Source organism: Nocardia arseniciresistens (assembly GCF_046764875.1).
In the GTDB taxonomy this organism is placed as follows: Bacteria; Actinomycetota; Actinomycetes; order Mycobacteriales; family Mycobacteriaceae; genus Nocardia; species Nocardia arseniciresistens.
The window spans coordinates 133,965-150,527 of the sequence record NZ_JBKORD010000019.1 but is presented as its reverse complement, the minus strand read 5'-3'; the positions used below and the strand labels follow the sequence as shown (position 1 = coordinate 150,527).

Below are 16,563 nucleotides of genomic sequence, written 5' to 3'. Positions count from 1 at the left end.
CCAAATAAGTGACATCGGATTCTAACGGATCAATAACTTCTTGGGTGACTCCGAGTAGGGCTACGGGCCTTGACCAGCCCGTTCCAGGCATAACCAGAGGTCGCGGCACCCACCCGGGCGTCGCGTGAAGTCTGCCACAATCGTGCTGATCTATCGAGGCGGGCATCGAGGCGAGGCTAGGGAGTCACTTGAGTACAGCATCGCATGGCGATTCGATGGGGGGCGGCGGTCGGGCGACGGGTACGCACGCGAAGCACGAATATCGGCCCGTATATCAAACAAGCCTGGTCGATCCGGCCGTGTTCTGGAGCAGCGCGGCGACGGCGATCGATTGGGAGGTCGCGCCGACCCAGATCGTCGACACCATGGCACGCCCCGTGACCAGGTGGTTCCCCGATGCTCGCCTCAATACCTCCTTCAATGCTCTCGACCGACATGTGCACGGAGACACCGCGATCGAGGAGGGCGGGGCGAATCGACCCGCTCTAATATACGACTCCGCTATGACCGGCGCCAGAGGCGTTTTCACCTATGCCGAACTCCTCGAAGAGGTTTCCCGCTTCGCCGGTGCCATGGCCCGACTCGGTGTCACCAAGGGCGACCGCGTCATCATCTACCTGCCGATGATCCCCGAAGCGGTGATCGCGATGCTCGCCTGCGCACGCATCGGCGCTGTGCACTCGGTGGTGTTCGGCGGCTTCGCGGCACCCGAGCTCGCGGCACGCATCGACGACGCCGAACCTGTGTTGATCGTCACTGCTTCCGGCGGTCTCGAGCCGGGCCGCCGGGTCGACTATCCGCCGATCGTATTGCACGCCTTGGATCTTGCCGAGAGCGTTGCGCCGCGCAACGTGATCGTGAAGCAGCGCGCGCAATTCCCGACAATCCACTTCCCCGCGCCGCAGGCCGCGACCGAATCACTACCGAGCTCGGCGCAGACGGTCGCGGCGCAGTGGCTCGATTGGGAAGACGCCGTGCGCGACGCACCGTTAGCGGATCCGGTACCGGTGGACGCCACCGATCCGCTCTACATCCTTTACACCTCGGGCACCACCGGGAAGCCGAAGGGCGTTGTCAGGGACAACGGCGGTCATGCGGTTGCCCTGGCCTGGTCCATGCGCAATATCTACGACGTCGGACCTGGCCAAGTGATGTGGGCCGCCTCCGACGTCGGTTGGGTCGTCGGGCACTCCTACATCGTCTACGCACCGCTGCTGGTCGGCGCGACAACCCTCCTTTACGAAGGCAAACCGGTCGGCACCCCGGATGCGGGTGCTTACTGGCGAGTGGTGGCCGAGCACAAGGTCCGCGTGTTGTTCACCGCGCCGACCGCGCTGCGCGCCATTCGCAAAGCCGATCCCGACGCCGCGCTGGCCCACGACTACGACCTGTCCTCGCTGCGGGCGCTGTTCTGCGCGGGCGAGCGGTTGGATCCGGCGACCTACGAATGGGCCACCGACGTCCTGCTCGCCGATCGGCCGGACTGCCCCGTCGTCGACCACTGGTGGCAGACCGAGACGGGCTGGCCGATCTGTGCGAACCTGCTCGGCTTGCAGCAACTTCCGATCAAGGCGGGCTCGGCGTCGGTGCCGGTGCCGGGATTCCGGCTGCGCGTGCTCGACGCGGAGGGCAATCCTGTCGCGCCCGGTACCGAGGGCAATATCGTCATCGGGCTACCCATGCCGCCCGGCACCCTGACCGGACTGTGGCGCGACGAGGACCGCTTCGTCAGGTCCTATATGTCGGCCTTCCCCGGGCACTACCTGACCGGCGACTCCGGATATTTCGACGACGACGGCTACCTCTTCGTCCTCGGCCGCAGCGACGATGTGATCAATATGGCCGGGCACCGTCTATCGGCGGGCAGCATCGAAGCCGCCATCGCGGGGCATTACGCGATCGCCGAATGCGCGGTGATCGGGCTTCCCGACGAACTCAAGGGCCAGCGGCCGATCGCCTACGTGGTGCTCAAGTCCGGCGTCGAGATCGATCCCGCGCAGCTGCGCGACGAACTGATCGCACGAGTACGCGAGCAGATCGGTACCATCGCCACCCTGAACGATGCCGTGGTGGTCACCGCGCTGCCGAAAACCAGATCGGGCAAAATCCTGCGCAAGACGATCCGGCAGATCACCGCCGGCGACGCCTACGAGATCCCCTCGACCATCGAGGACCCGTCGGTACTCGACGCCCTGCAACGCCAGATCGCCGACGCGAAGCTCCCTCACCTCCCCGAATCTTCAGGCCAGGCTTAGGCGCTGCGATAGCCACGTCGGCGACCAGCGGTGAAGTGCCGGCTGGGTGAGCCGGCACCCGATGAGTTACCCATGTCCTCACGAAATCAGTTGTCCCACTCAGAGGTTCCTCAGAGTTTGTTTACACAGATGCCAACCGAGGGCAATAGCCTCGAGACAGCGTCGAGATAATCGGCGCCCCCCCTCGACGATCTGGAGGCACATTTATGAAGGTTTTGCGCAGTCGGCCGGCCTACGCCGTCCTCGCCGCAGGCGGACTTGCGACCGTCACCATGTTCCTCGCCCCGACCGCCGCCTCGGCCGACCCCATGACCGACCTGGCCGCGCCACTGCTGACCTCCGACTGTTCCTTCGCCCAGGTCGATGCCGCGCTGCATGCCAAGGCACCCCAGCTTGCCTCGATGCTCGACTCGAATCCGAGCCAGAAGGCCGAGTTGCAGCGCAAGTTCGATCAGCCGGTCGAACAGCGCCGCGTGGAATTCCAGCGCGCCATCGACGAGAACCCGGGCGCGGCCAAGGACGCACAGAACGATCCGCGCGCCTCCGGTCTGAGCGAAACGATCCGCCAGGTCGCCGAGTCCTGCCACAGCTACTAACTGGCAATCTGCGCGCACTCCCGCCGACACCTGAAGACTCGGAGAGGCGGGAGAGCAGAATGAATGACGTGACGAGCGAGCGAACGACCCCGACCGTGCTTGTTGTCGACGACGATGAGGATGTGCTCACCTCGGTCGAGCGCGGGCTGCGGCTGTCCGGATTCCTGGTGCTCGTCGCCAGGGACGGCGCCGCGGCACTGCGCAGCGTGACCGAGCATGCACCCGACGCGATCGTGCTCGATATGAACATGCCGGTGCTCGACGGCGCCGGTGTGGTGACCGCGCTGCGCGCGCTCGGCAACGAGGTGCCCATCTGCGTACTGAGTGCGCGCGCCTCGGTCGACGACCGGATCTCCGGGCTGGAGTCCGGTGCCGACGACTACCTGGTCAAGCCGTTCGTACTCGCGGAATTGGTGGCGCGGATCAAGGCGCTGCTTCGCCGTCGTGCCGACACGCCCGCACCGGTCACCCCCGGCGCGGTGACGGTCGGACCGCTGGAGATCGATGTCGCGGGTTATCGCGCATTACTGCACGGGAACGAAATCGAGCTCACCAAAAGGGAATTCGAGTTGCTCGCCACGCTGGCGAGGAACGCGGGCGTGGTGCTGAGCCGCGAGCGGTTGCTGGAATTGGTGTGGGGCTACGACTTTGCCGCCGACACCAATGTGGTCGATGTCTTCGTCGGATATCTACGTCGCAAGCTCGAGGTGGACGACACACCCCGATTGCTGCACACGATTCGCGGTGTCGGGTTCGTGTTGCGGACACCCAAATGAATTCGGGTACCAGGTGACTCGGCCCGATCCAGAGACAGCGAAACCCTCTGCGGCGCTCGATGAATCGGTCGCCGCAACGAAAAAGCGTCGCCGCCGGTCATTTTCGCTGCGCACCCGGGTGGCCGGCGCCGCGGCGGCCGGCGCGGTCATCATCGTGTCCATACTGAGTCTCATCAGCGTGCGCGCGATCGAGCGCAACAATGTGCAGCAGATCGATCAGCAGATCACCATTGTCTCGCGCATCGTCCTGCTCAATCCAGAGCTCGCGGCCGGGTTCGTCACCATTTCGGGGTTGAACAACAACCTGACGGTCACGGTTCGCGACAACGGCGTCGTCACGGCCAGCGGCCCGACCCAATTGCCCGATCTATCAACGGGCTTCCGCACCACCACGGTGGGCGGGGTCCGCTACCGGATGCTCACCACGAGCGAGAACCAGCCGCCAGGGCGAACGGTCGCGCTCGGTATCCCGGCCGCCGAGGCGGCTCGCGCAACTTCCGAGCAACAACGCTGGGTGCTGGCGGGCGCGCTGCTGGCCATTGCCGCGGCGGGCGCGCTCGGCTGGTTGCTCGCGGGGCGCGCGGTGCGGCCGATCACCGACCTCACCCGCCAGGTCGGCACCCGCAGCGGCCGGCCCGATCCAGACAACCCGCAGTCTCCGGTCGACGGCTCTGGGGTGCGGGAGGCCGAGGAGCTCGCCGAGGCGGTGAACACCATGCTGCACCGCGTCGACCAGGCGCAGGGCGAGACCGCCGCCGCGCTCGAGACCGCCCGTGATTTCGCCGCCGTCTCCGCTCACGAACTGCGCACCCCGCTCACCGCGATGCGCACCGATCTCGAGGTACTGCGCACCCTCGACCTGGACGAGGCTCAGCGCGTCGAGATCCTCACCGATCTCGCGCGCAGCCAGGGCCGGGTGGAAACCACCCTTGCCGCGCTGGAACGCCTGGCCACCGGCGATCTCACCAACGAGCGCGACCATGTCGCCACCGATGTCGGCGACCTGTGCGACCAGGCCGCGCACGACGCCATGCGCCATTTCCCCGGCCTGACCGTGCGTATAGACACCGATGCCGAATTGGTGACCCGCGGCCTGCCCGCCGGACTGCGCCTCGCCGTCGACAACGCACTGAAGAACTCGTCGACCCACGGCGGCGCCACAGAGGCGCTGGTTTCCGCACACCGCGCACCGGACGGGCACATCGTGATCTCCGTCGACGACAACGGTCGCGGCATCCCGACGGACGAACGCGCCGCGGTATTCGACCGCTTCGTCCGCGGCAGCCAAGCCAGCAAAGGCGGCTCCGGCCTCGGCCTCGCCCTGGTTGCCCAGCAGGCCCAATTACACGGCGGCCAAGCATATTTCGACAATGGCACGCTCGGCGGCATCCGCCTTGTCCTGCACCTGCCGAACCGCACGGCCCACTAGCCTGCACGGCCGCACCGGCGACAGGACATCTTTGACACCGACGGGTGGCGGCGGCCGAGCAGCTGGTTCTCCTTAGTGAACCCACAGAGAAGCCCGAGCCGTTGCGCCATTTCGGCGTCATAGGCTCTGCGGATGTGATTGGAAAACGCGCCCGTTGGGCACTTCTCGTTGTCGGGATTGTCGGAGCGGGTGCGATCGGGAGTGGCATCACGGCATGTTCACGGTCGGGCGACGCACCGAGTGGTATCGCCCTCGTCAACGCCGACTCCGGGCCGACCGGTGCGCGCGTCGTGCAGGCCCTCGAACAGGCGGGCGGCTACGAGTGGACCGCGGCCAAGCCTGGCGAGGCGGACCTCGACGACTACGCCGCGGTGATCACACTGCCCGCCGATCTCACCACTTCCATGGGCACGCTGGCCGGTGCGCAACCGCAGCGCGCCAAGGTCACCGTCGCCACGCACACCGGCGCGGACTCACAGCTGGTGAACGGCGCGGTGATGGAGGTGACGCACCGGATCGGCGCGGCGGGTGTCGACGCGGCGCTGTCCGCCGTCGCACAAGCGCGTACCCAACTCTCGTCGGTGCAGTTCACGACGCAGCTGCTCAACGCCGGGGTGAACGCGGCCGCCGCGGGCGCCGACCAATTCAGCTCAGGAGCCGACCAGCTGCTCGGCTTCCTCAGCTTCGCCAAAGAGGGCTCCGCGCAACTGACTTCGGCGATCGCGACGCTGAACTCGACGGTCGACGGTGCGGCGGCGCAGGCGGATCAGCTTGCCTCGGCACTGGATTCGACCGGAGTCACCATCGCCCAGGTCGAGCAGACCGCGAACACCGTGAGCGGCGGCCTCGACCAAATCCTCCCGCTGCTGCGTGGACTGCCCTTCGCAGGCGATCCCCAGTTGGCCGATATCATCGGGAAACTCGAAGCCCTGCGCGGTATTTCCGGTCAGGCCGGTACCCAGCTGACCGGTCTCGGCACCCTGGTAGGCGGTGCCGTTGACCCGAACACCGATCTCGGCACCCTGGTGCGCACCGTGGTCGACCGGTTGAAAGGCGCGAGCGCCCAATTGAACGAGGGCGCGAAACTCGCCGAGGGCCTACCTCAGCTGGCCGACCAGGGCGGCGCTCAATTGACAAGCGCCATAAGCCAAATGACCGCAGGTGTGACCGGCCTCCAGCAGATCGTCGGCAACCTCGGCACCCAAACCGACAAAGCCATGGCCGCACTCCCGCAGCGCAGCACCAGCCAACAGGCCGCCCTCGCACTGGCCCTCACCGATCCGGTGGAAATCGTCCGCGAGTGACCTGCGCTCGCAGGCGCCCGCGACGACTGCGGCCCGTGTCCACCGAAGTGGAACACGGGCCGCGAGTACGGTTTTACTTAGCTGGCGTTCAGCAGGTCGATGACGAAGACCAGCGTCTTACCCGAGAGGTGGTGACCGCCACCGGCGGGGCCGTATGCCAGCTCCGGGGGGATGGTGAGCTGTCGGCGGCCGCCGACCTTCATGCCCGGGATGCCCTCCTGCCAGCCCTGGATCAGGCCGCGCAGCGGGAAGGTGATGGACTCGCCACGCTTCCAGGACGAGTCGAACTCCTCGCCGGATTCGAATTCGACACCGACGTAATGGACCTCGACGTTGCCGCCGGGCACAGCTTCGGTGCCCTCGCCCTCGATGATGTCCTTGATCACCAGTTCGGTGGGCGCTGGGCCCGCCTGGAACTCGATCTCCGGCTTGGTCATTCGGCTATCCCCTTCGATAGGTGATGGTTGGTAAGAGTAACAACAGCAGTGTTATTGCGAGCGACCTGAAAGCAGTCGCCAGCGGTCGCTCAGCGGTTGTTGATCTCGTGGTAGTCACGAGCGCCGTAGCCGGTGTAGATCTGACGCGGGCGCCCGATCTTCAGTGGCTCGCTGTGCATTTCGCGCCAGTGCGCGATCCAGCCCGGCAGCCTGCCCATGGCGAACAGCACGGTGAACATGCGGGTCGGGAAGCCCATGGCCTTATAGATGACGCCGGTGTAGAAGTCGACGTTCGGGTACAGCTGACGCGAGATGAAGTACTCGTCGGTCAGCGCGGCCTCTTCGAGCGCCTTCGCGATGTCGAACAGTTCGTCGTCGCCGCCGAGCTTGCTCAGGATGGAGTCGGCGTGCTTCTTGGCGATCGAGGCGCGTGGGTCATAGTTGCGGTAGACACGGTGCCCGAAGCCCATGAGCTTCACGCCGTCTTCCTTGTTCTTGACCTTGCGGATGAACTCCTTGACGTCGCCGCCCTGGGTCTTGATGTCGTCGAGCATCTCCAGCACGGCCTGATTGGCGCCGCCGTGCAGCGGGCCCCACAGCGCGTTGATGCCGCCGGACACCGAGGTGAACAGGTTGGCGTCCGACGAGCCGACCAGGCGCACGGTCGAGGTAGAGCAGTTCTGCTCATGGTCGGCGTGCAGGATCAACAGCATGTCCAGCGCGGCGGCGACCTCGGGGTCGACTTCATAGGGCTCGGCCGGGAAGCCGAAGGTCATGCGCAGGAAGTTCTCGACCAGGCTCAGCGAGTTGTCCGGGTAGAGGAACGGCTGGCCTACCGACTTCTTGTACGAGTAGGCCGCGATGGTCGGCAGTTTCGCCAGTAGTCGGATGGTGGATAGCTCGACCTGCTCGGGGTCGCGCGGGTCCAGCGAATCCTGGTAGTAGGCCGACAGCGCGTTCACCGCGGAGGACAGCACCGGCATCGGGTGCGCGTTGCGCGGGAAGCCGTCGAAGAACCGCTTGAGGTCCTCGTGCAGCAGCGTGTGGCGGCGGATGCGATCGGTGAAATCGTCCAGCTGCGCCTGGGTCGGCAACTCGCCGTAGATCAGCAGATAGCTGACCTCGATGAAGGTCGACGTACCCGCGAGCTGGTCGATCGGGTAGCCGCGGTAGCGCAGGATGCCCGCTTCGCCGTCGATGTAGGTGATCGCCGATTTGGTCGGCGCGGTGTTCATGAAACCGGGGTCGTAGGTGACGTATCCAGTGCTCGCCAGCATTTTGCCGAGGTCGATGCCGTCATTGCCCTCTTTGGCTTCGGCAACCGTCATGGCGTACTCGCCACCCGGGTAGCTCAGCACCGGCTTGGCGTCGTTGATGTGTTTTTCGGGCACGGAAGGATCCCTCTCAGGCTAGGACCGTCGGCATCGGGGTGCGTCAGCACGGCGGAGCTCTCAACTAGACGCTAGTCGCTGCTCACACTGCCCGGGAACGAGGGTGCCCACCGGGTGAGCTCACAAACGTGTTGTCATCGAGTGAGGTTTTCGGTGCGGCGCCGATCACTCATTCGCTGGCCACGGGGACCGACACGGAGTGCGACCTGCCCACTCGGTAACGGATGAACGCCGGGAAAACGAGGGCGGCGAGCACCACGCCGACAACAACCAGCACACCACCACCCGCCGCAGCGACAGCGGTACCCAGGCTCGCAGCGGCGAAACCGTGGGCAACATCACCGATACGCGGGCCACCAGCGACAATGACGATGAAGACGCCCTGCAACCTGCCGCGCATCTCGTCGGTGGCAACGGTTTGCAGCATCGTCACCCGTAGCGCCGCCGAGATCATGTCCACCGCGCCGCCGAAGGCCGAGCAGGCCAGCGCGAGCCACAGTGCGAGCCCGAGACCGAGACCGTGCCCCGCGAACCCGATGGCAAGGCCGAACCCGACCATCGCGATACCCCACAGCGCGATGCAGATGATCACGGCAAGACCCTGGCGCCGGATGCGCGGGATCCAGCCCGAGAAGACCCCGCCGAGCACCGCACCGACCGACATCGACGCGAACAGCAGGCCGAGCGCGACACCGCCGGTCGCCGGATCACCGAAGGTTTCCTGCGCGATCTGCGGGAACAGCGCCCTCGGCATGCCGAATACCATCGCGATCACGTCCACCGCGAAGGAGGCGAGCAGGATCCGCTGTGTTGCCAGATAGGCGAAACCGTCCAGGACCGTTCGGAATCCGGCCTTACGCGCGGTTCCGGTCGGCGGGAACGCGGGCAGCTTCCACACCGCCCACACCGTGGCAAGCAGGGCGACGGCATCGATCAGATACAACGTGGACAGGCCGACAATCGGGATCAGCGCGCCCGCGAGCACCGGCCCCGCGATGGCGCCGACCTGCTGGACGGTCATGCTCAGCGAGTTGGCCGCGGCGAGCTGTTCCGGTGGCAGCAGCCGGGGAATGGTCGCACTGCGTGTCGGCTGGTTCACCGCGAAAAAGGCCTGCTGCATGGCGAAAAGCGCGAGCACCACCCACACGTTGTCCAGCCCGGCGGCGGCCTGCCCCCAGAAGGCGAGCGCGGTCAGTCCGGTGCCCGCGTTGGTGATGAGCAGCAGCTTGCGCCGATCCATCACGTCGGCGAGCGCACCGCCCCACAACCCGAACACGATCAACGGCACCAGGCCGAACAGCCCGGCCAATCCGACATAGCCCGAGCTGCCGGTGATCTGATAGATCTGCTGCGGCACGGCCACCACGGCCAGCTGCGAACCGACAACGGTGACGACGTTGGTCGACCACAGTCGCCGATAGTCCGGATACTTCAGCGGGGTGGTGTCGGCGAGCAGCTTCACCGGCGTGAGCGTATCGAGTCGAACGCGGATGGCTCGACTCGATATTCGGCACTCGTTCACGGTTGCAGGCGTTGCACCTTCATGCCGTCGCTCTCGACGCTGACCCGGATTCGGTTGTGCAACCTGCTGCGCCTGCCCTGCCAGAACTCCACTTCGTCCGGCCGAAGCAGGTAGCCACCCCAGTGCGGCGGCACCGGAATCTCGTCGACATCGGCGAAGCGTGCGGTGGCCTCGGCCAGGATCCGATCCAGTTCGGCCCGCGACCCGATCGGCCTCGATTGCCGAGAGGCCCAGGCGCCGAGCTGGGAATCGCGCGGACGCGAGCGCCAGTAGACAGCGGTCGTCTCGGCGGGCACCAGCTCGACAGCGCCGCGCACATGGACCTGCCTGCCGAGCGCGGGCCAGACGAACGTGGCCGCGGCGAACGGGTCCGCGGCGAGCTGGGTGCCCTTCGCCGAGTCGTAGTTCGTATAGAAGGTGACGCCGTCGGGTGACAGGCCTTTACACAGCACCGTCCTTGCGACCGGGCGCGGACCCGCGTCGGTCAATGCCACGGTGGCGAGCACCATCGCATTCGGTTCGGCGATGCCGACGGCGGTGGCCTGTTCGATCCAGTGGCGCAGCAACGGTTCCCAACCGCCGGCCAACCAGGTTTCGTCCAGGTCCGTGTCTTCACCACTGCCGAACGGGGTGCCGCCGTACTCGACGCGCATCGCCGCGAGATCGGTCGCCGCCCGCAGGACGGCCGGATCCGTCACCGCTCGAGCCACCGCGGCAGCCGTGGCTGCAGGGTCTTCGGCCGTTTCCTGACCGGCAGATGAATTGTCCAGGTCACGCATGGGCCAGACGTTACTCCGCGGTAGCAACGAGCTAAGGTTTTCGTGATCGGCATGTGCTGGGTGAATCACATCCCCTTGCCCCGCGAACATGCGACCCGATGTGCAAGGAGAGTCACAACATGACTACCAGCCCCGCGGTTCCCGGTGGGCAGGCCACCGTACCGAGCGACTTCGTCAGCGGCCTCGAGGGTGTGGTGGCTTTCACCACCGATATCGCCGAGCCCGACAAGGACGGCGGCGCGCTGCGCTACCGCGGCGTCGACATCGAGGACCTCGTCCTCGGACGGGTGACCTTCGGGGACGTGTGGGCACTGCTCGTCGACGGCCACTTCGGCCGCAGCCTGCCCCCTGCCGAGCCGTTCCCGCTACCGGTGCACACCGGCGACGTGCGCGTCGACGTGCAGGCCGGCCTCGCGATGCTCGCCCCGATCTGGGGCTACGAGCCGCTGCTGGACATCGACGACGAAACCGCTCGCGAGAACCTGGCGCGCGCCTCGGTGATGGCGCTGTCCTATGTGGCGCAGTCCGCGCGCGGCATCTACCAGCCCGCGGTGCCGCAGCGGAAGATCGACGAGTGCAACACCGTCACCGAGCGGTTCATGACGCGCTGGAAGGGTGACCCGGACCCCAAGCACACCGAGGCCATCGACGCCTACTGGGTTTCCGCCGCCGAGCACGGTATGAACGCCTCCACCTTCACCGCGCGCGTGATCGCCTCCACCGGCGCCGACGTCGCGGCCTCGCTGTCCGGCGCGATCGGCGCGATGTCCGGCCCGCTGCACGGCGGCGCACCCGCACGCGTGCTTCCCATGATCGAAGCGGTCGAAAAGTCCGGTGACGCACGGGCTTTGGTCAAGGGCATCCTGGACCGCAAGGAAAAGCTGATGGGCTTCGGCCACCGGGTCTACCGGGCCGAGGACCCGCGTGCCCGCGTGCTGCGTGCCACCGCGAAGCGGCTCGCGGCCCCGCGCTACGAGGTCGCCGCCGAGCTCGAGCAGGCCGCGCTCGCAGAGTTGCGCGAACGCCGCCCCGACCGCGCCATCGAGACCAACGTCGAGTTCTGGGCCGCGGTCATCCTCGACTTCGCCGAGGTGCCCGCGCACATGATGCCCGCGATGTTCACCTGTGGCCGTACCGCGGGCTGGTGTGCACACATCCTGGAGCAGAAGCAGCTCGGCAAGCTCGTCCGTCCGGCCGCCATCTACACCGGTCCCGAGCCGCGCCGCCCCGAGGACGTCGAGGGCTGGGCGACTGTCGCGCACTCCTGATTCGGCCACGCCTGCTTCCGATTCGAGCGCGGTTGGACCGCGCGAAACTGGACAAGGTAAATCCGCGAGCCGAATGTCGCGGCGGGATTTGTTGCCCGCCATGATGTTCGGCTCGCGCAGCATCCTGGGATGCGCTGACGAGAGCGTAATACGCCTACCGCGCAATCGAGTTCCACCATGGACACCACCGTTGGGAATGCATGCTGCTCACCTTGCACTCGGCGGGCTCCGGCTTCGGCGCCTCTGACTCGTTGCGCGCTTCGCAATTACGATCCGGCCAAATCTGGGAACTGCGGGCATTCAGCCAGTAGGGTACCGATGCTGACGCTGTATCGAGGTCGGCCATGCCCGCATCGGTCAGGCGGTGAACGGACGTTCGTCCTTCCACGCGCAGGGTTGAAATGGGGCTATGTCTGGGTATTGATAGGCGGTGGCCGGACCTTCGTCCGTCCGCGCGCGGGATTTGAAGACCCACGATGTCCTGCGGTATTTGTATGGCGGATCGCTGCTGTTCATCGGATATTTCGCCGAGTGGCGAGGTGACCGGATCAGTGCGGTTCGAGCGGAAGGCGGTATGAGGGTGGCGCAAACGGTGATCGCGCGCGCTCGGTTGCGGAACCTCGAGCAGTGGCGCGTTCGCTGGAAGGTCACTGCGGCCGTGGCCGTCCCACTTGCCGCGGCCATGCTGCTCGGCAGTCTCCGGTTGACGGTGTTCTTCAACGACTACTCCAACTACACCGAAGCGGCCGACCGGATCTCCGACATTCCCGCGATCACCGCGCTCGAGTCGGCGGCATCGACCGTCGCAGGCGGACAGGTCTACGGCATGACCACCGACCAGGACCTGGTCGAACTGTCCACCGCGATCACCGAGGCCACCGTACGGTCCGGGCGCAAAGGGATCGACGCGACGGTCAATACCTCCCTGCGCGAGATGATCGCGACGAGCGAGGTCATCCGCGCGGGCGGCAAGGGTGGTGGCGGCGATCCGATGAAAGCGGTCGGATTGAACGATATGGTCGCCCGTGAGGCGGTCGGCACCGTCGACAAGCTGCTCACGCCGATTCAGATCAGTTCGGTCGTCACCGGCAAGACCCAGTTGTTCGACCTGTTGCTCGGCAAGCTCGAGGGCTTCAACTGGCTGATGGTCGCGATGTCAGCGATCCAGGATTCGTCGAAGGTCAACGACTTCAATACCATTCAGGGCTCCTTCCTGACGATGACGAACACAGTCGAACGCGACTTCCCCGCCGCCAAACCCGAACTCGACCGGGTAGTACGCCCCAACAACGTCCTCCTGAAAGAGTCGATCGACGAGGCGATCGACACAGGAAAAGTGAATGTGGCCGACGTGCGCCGGCTCTCACTCGGGACCCGCGACGTATACACCAAGCTCGCGAGCGACACCGTCGACCGCATTTTCGCCGACGTCGACCAGGTGGTCGATGCCTCCCGAACCGCGGCGATCAAAGCGTCCGTGGTGGTGCTCGGCACCCTGATCGCGGCGTCGGTATTCGGTCTACTCGTCGCCCGATCGCTGCTGCGGCCGTTGCGCCGACTACGCGCGGGCGCGGCCGCGCTCGCCGATCGCGACCTACCCGACGAGGTCGAGCGCATCAGCCTCGGCGCCCAGCTGGAACACATCGTTGTCAATCCGGTGCCGGTGCATACCGGCGAGGAAATCGGTGAGATCGCCCGCACGGTCGACCGGCTGCACGTGCAGGCACTCAAACTCGCTGCCCAGCAACAACAGCTGCGTGACCAGGTCAACGACATGTTCGAAACGATGGCCCGGCGCAACCAGACCCTGGTCGATCGTCAGCTCAGCATGATCGACGCGCTGGAGTTCGAGGAGAAGGATCCGGACCGACTCGACCAGCTGTTCCGACTCGATCACCTGGCCGCTCGCATGCGGCGCAACAGCGCCAACCTGCTGGTGCTCGCCGGCACGAAATCGCGCGTCGATCGGTCGGGGCCGGTCGAGGTGCGCGACATTTTGCGCGCCGCGGGATCCGAGGTCGAGGACTACCAGCGGGTCAAAACCGGTGCGGCACCCGACGGTTGGGTCACCGGCACCGCGGCGACCGATCTGGTGCACCTGATCGCCGAGTTGATGGAGAACGCGCTGCGCGCTTCGCCGCCCGAGAGTGAAGTCTCCTTCGCCTACAGCAGGACCTCCGAGGGCGGCCTGCTGATCGAGGTCATCGACCAGGGCATCGGCATCGTGGCGGGCGAACTCGACGAGATCAATCGCAGGCTGGCGACATTGGCGACGGCCACGCTGGCGACGACAAGGCAGATGGGCCTGTTCGTGGTCGGCAGGCTTGCCGAGCGCCACGGCATCACCGTGCGGCTGCGTCGCACCCAGGACCGCGCGCTGAACCCCGGCATCACCGCGAGCCTGCATATTCCCGCACCACTGATGGCGGTGCCGCCACCGGACCAAGACACTCGGGCAAGCGGGCAACCGGTCCTTCAGGTCCACCGGGACACCCTGCATCCACCGCGCGCACCGATGCCGCAGTCGGGCAACCGAGCGGTACAGAGCAAGCCGATGGGCCCGATGCCGGGATCGTCCAGACCCTCGAAACCGCGTGCGGGCGCGATAGGCCAACAACCGCTCGCGCCGCTTCCTGCTGCCGAACCGTCGGCCGAGACGCCGCGACCCGCACCCGCGATTACCAGCTATGGCCTGCCCAAACGAGTTCCGGGTACCAACCGCAGACGCGGCCGCAAAACGGGAGAAAACCGCCAGGGCACCGCGACCGCCACATTGGGCCCGACCGCACCGGTCACGGCGGCAAAGTCCACATCGGCGCCGACAACGCCACCGAGCACAGCGACGCGCCCGACACCTACGACCACAGCGACGCGACCCACACCACCGGACACGGCCGCGCATCCGACACCACCGAGCACAGCCGCGCAATCGGCACAACCACCGAGCACAGCGACGCAAACACCATCGGGCACCACCACACCATCGACACCACCGAGCACAGCGACGCCATCAACACCACCGGGCACCACTACGCCATCGACACCACCGAGCACAGCGACGCAAACACCATCGGGCACCACTACGCCATCGACACCAGACACGGCGGCGCAATCGACACCACCGGGCACGGGGAGGCAAGCACCACCGGGCACGGCGGCACAGTCGGTACCGACCGCAGCTCCCTCGACCACGCCGAACAAGCCCTCCCCCACCAGGCCCGCCCCGAATCTCGCCGAGATGGACACCCGGCGATACCGGGTTGCCCAGACGGCGAAGTTCTTTCGAGCCACCCCGACGAAGCCGGTATCGAACGCCGACGAGCCGGGCCCGGCCTCGCCACCGTCCGCACCGGCAGTACCGCCCGCGGATCGCGCCACCACACCGATCTCCTCAGCGCTGGCGGAGGCCGCGGATCAGGCCGCCGCTGCGACTGCGACACCGACCACACGCCCCGCACCCGCAGCGGGTAACGCCGCGCCCACGACTTCGCCGGCAACGAAAACCGCACCATCGTCGGCCCCATCACTACCGACGAACACCACAACTACCAACCGGGCAGCGAAGACCTCGACACCCATGAACGCCGCGCCTGAACAGGCAGCAGCTCCGATCACTTCGCCCGCCGAGCCCAAGGCATCCCGCAACGATCAAACCTCGATGTCTACAGCTTCTTCACCCACGACACCCGACGTCGATCAACCGCCGACGCCCTCTGCTTCGCAACCCGCGAACACGGGACGCACCGGTGACCAGGCATTTCCCGCGCCTGTGAATATGAATCCTCCAACACCTGGAACTGCCTCCGCTGCCGCGAAACCCGCAGCCGCAAGGCGAGAGTTGGCGACCCCGATTTTCGCAGGCATGATTTCGGCATGGCTCTCCGATCCGGAGACCAATCAGGACCAGGCGCCGGCGAGTTGGAACTCGGCGGCGGACGAAGGGTGGTCGGCCGCGCAGCGGGCCGCGGATCAGCCGGTTACCGTGCGCACCAGGTCCGGCCTGCCACTGCGGGAGCCGGGGAATCAGCTGGTGCCGGGCGGTGCGGAGCCGACATCCGTTGCACAGGAGCACGATAACGACAGCCGTCCCGATCCAGCGTCGATCCGGGCCGGCCTCAATAACTATGACCGTGGAGTACGCGACGGCCGGACTACTCGTTCGTCGAAACCATTCGCAGCCGAGGACATTCGATGACCGCACCCGAATCCGTAGTCCCCTCGTCCAGCACCCGCGCCGTCTCGGCCAAGATCGTGATTGCGGGCGAGTTCGGTGTCGGCAAGACCACGCTGGTAGGCGCGGTGTCCGATATCGTGCCGCTGCGCACCGAGGCGGTGATCACCGACCTCAGTTCCGAGGTGGACGACACATCGCCGGTTCCCGACAAAAAGACCACTACCGTGGCAATGGATTTCGGGCGCATCAGCCTGGCCGACGACCTGGTGCTCTACCTGTTCGGCACTCCAGGCCAGCACCGATTCTGGTTCATGTGGGACGACCTCAGCCTCGGTGCGATCGGCGCGATAGTGCTCGTCGACGCCCGCCGCGTCGACGAGAGCTTCTCGGCGGTCGACTACTTCGAGGAGCTGGGCCTGCCCTTCCTGGTCGCGGTGAACGAGTTCGACGGCGCACCGCGATTCCCGGAAGCGGCCATCCGCGACGCCCTGTCGGTGCCCGACGAGGTCCCGGTCATGATGATCGACGCCCGCGACCGCGAATCGGCGAAGAACGCCCTCATCGCCGTCACCCGCTACGCACTTAGCCGAGTCGCGCCCGCCACAACCCCCTCAGCCACAGCCCCCTAGGTC

Annotated in this window: 12 protein-coding genes; 8 read left to right on the top strand and 4 right to left on the bottom strand. The window is 66.4% G+C overall.

Translation table 11 applies throughout. The features are described 5' to 3' along the window. Positions 1–215 precede the first annotated feature (215 nt). The 5 genes from ACLMAJ_RS31165 to ACLMAJ_RS31145 all read left to right on the top strand — a co-directional run bounded on the left by ACLMAJ_RS31165 (position 216) and on the right by ACLMAJ_RS31145 (position 6,360). Positions 216–2,255, top strand: a complete 2,040-nt coding sequence (locus ACLMAJ_RS31165) for an AMP-binding protein (protein ID WP_412017487.1) — start codon at positions 216–218, stop codon at positions 2,253–2,255. Between the two features lie 206 nt (positions 2,256–2,461). Continuing rightward, complete coding sequence (locus tag ACLMAJ_RS31160; protein WP_412017435.1) at positions 2,462–2,851, top strand: hemophore-related protein; 390 nt, start codon at positions 2,462–2,464, stop codon at positions 2,849–2,851. Positions 2,852–2,910: 59 nt separating this feature from the next. Continuing rightward, the gene (locus ACLMAJ_RS31155) at positions 2,911–3,627 is read left to right on the top strand and encodes a response regulator transcription factor (protein WP_412017434.1); all 717 of its coding nucleotides are present in this window, start codon (positions 2,911–2,913) and stop codon (positions 3,625–3,627) included. Positions 3,628–3,745: 118 nt separating this feature from the next. Beyond that, positions 3,746–5,056 (top strand): sensor histidine kinase, encoded by a 1,311-nt coding sequence (locus ACLMAJ_RS31150; protein WP_412017486.1) that lies wholly within the window; start codon positions 3,746–3,748, stop codon positions 5,054–5,056. A 134-nt stretch (positions 5,057–5,190) separates the two neighbouring features. Then, on the top strand, positions 5,191–6,360 hold the full coding sequence (locus ACLMAJ_RS31145) for a YhgE/Pip domain-containing protein (RefSeq protein WP_412017433.1): 1,170 nt from the start codon (positions 5,191–5,193) through the stop codon (positions 6,358–6,360). Between the two features lie 77 nt (positions 6,361–6,437). On the opposite strand, the gene ACLMAJ_RS31140 is transcribed toward ACLMAJ_RS31145, so the two are convergent. The 4 genes from ACLMAJ_RS31140 to pdxH form a co-directional block, all read right to left on the bottom strand. After that, complete coding sequence (locus tag ACLMAJ_RS31140) at positions 6,438–6,797, bottom strand: FKBP-type peptidyl-prolyl cis-trans isomerase (protein ID WP_412017432.1); 360 nt, start codon at positions 6,795–6,797, stop codon at positions 6,438–6,440. A gap of 89 nt (positions 6,798–6,886) precedes the next feature. Beyond that, positions 6,887–8,188: a citrate synthase gene (locus tag ACLMAJ_RS31135; RefSeq protein WP_412017431.1), complete on the bottom strand. Its 1,302-nt coding sequence runs from the start codon at positions 8,186–8,188 to the stop codon at positions 6,887–6,889. Positions 8,189–8,357: 169 nt separating this feature from the next. Then, a complete protein-coding gene (locus ACLMAJ_RS31130; RefSeq protein ID WP_412017430.1) occupies positions 8,358–9,650 on the bottom strand; it encodes an MFS transporter in 1,293 nt (430 codons plus the stop codon). A gap of 56 nt (positions 9,651–9,706) precedes the next feature. Further along, complete coding sequence (pdxH, locus tag ACLMAJ_RS31125) at positions 9,707–10,363, bottom strand: pyridoxamine 5'-phosphate oxidase (RefSeq protein ID WP_412017485.1); 657 nt, start codon at positions 10,361–10,363, stop codon at positions 9,707–9,709. Positions 10,364–10,608: 245 nt separating this feature from the next. Here pdxH and ACLMAJ_RS31120 point away from each other — a divergent pair, with 245 nt between their 5' ends. The 3 genes from ACLMAJ_RS31120 (at position 10,609) to ACLMAJ_RS31110 (ending at position 16,560) form a co-directional block, all read left to right on the top strand. Next, the gene (locus ACLMAJ_RS31120) at positions 10,609–11,757 is read left to right on the top strand and encodes a citrate synthase 2 (protein WP_412017429.1); all 1,149 of its coding nucleotides are present in this window, start codon (positions 10,609–10,611) and stop codon (positions 11,755–11,757) included. A 430-nt stretch (positions 11,758–12,187) separates the two neighbouring features. Beyond that, complete coding sequence (locus ACLMAJ_RS31115; RefSeq protein WP_412017428.1) at positions 12,188–15,952, top strand: HAMP domain-containing sensor histidine kinase; 3,765 nt, start codon at positions 12,188–12,190, stop codon at positions 15,950–15,952. Beyond that, positions 15,949–16,560: a GTP-binding protein gene (locus ACLMAJ_RS31110; RefSeq protein WP_412017427.1), complete on the top strand. Its 612-nt coding sequence runs from the start codon at positions 15,949–15,951 to the stop codon at positions 16,558–16,560. The genes ACLMAJ_RS31115 and ACLMAJ_RS31110 overlap by 4 nt, the downstream gene beginning before the upstream one ends. The last annotated feature ends 3 nt before the right edge of the window (positions 16,561–16,563 follow it).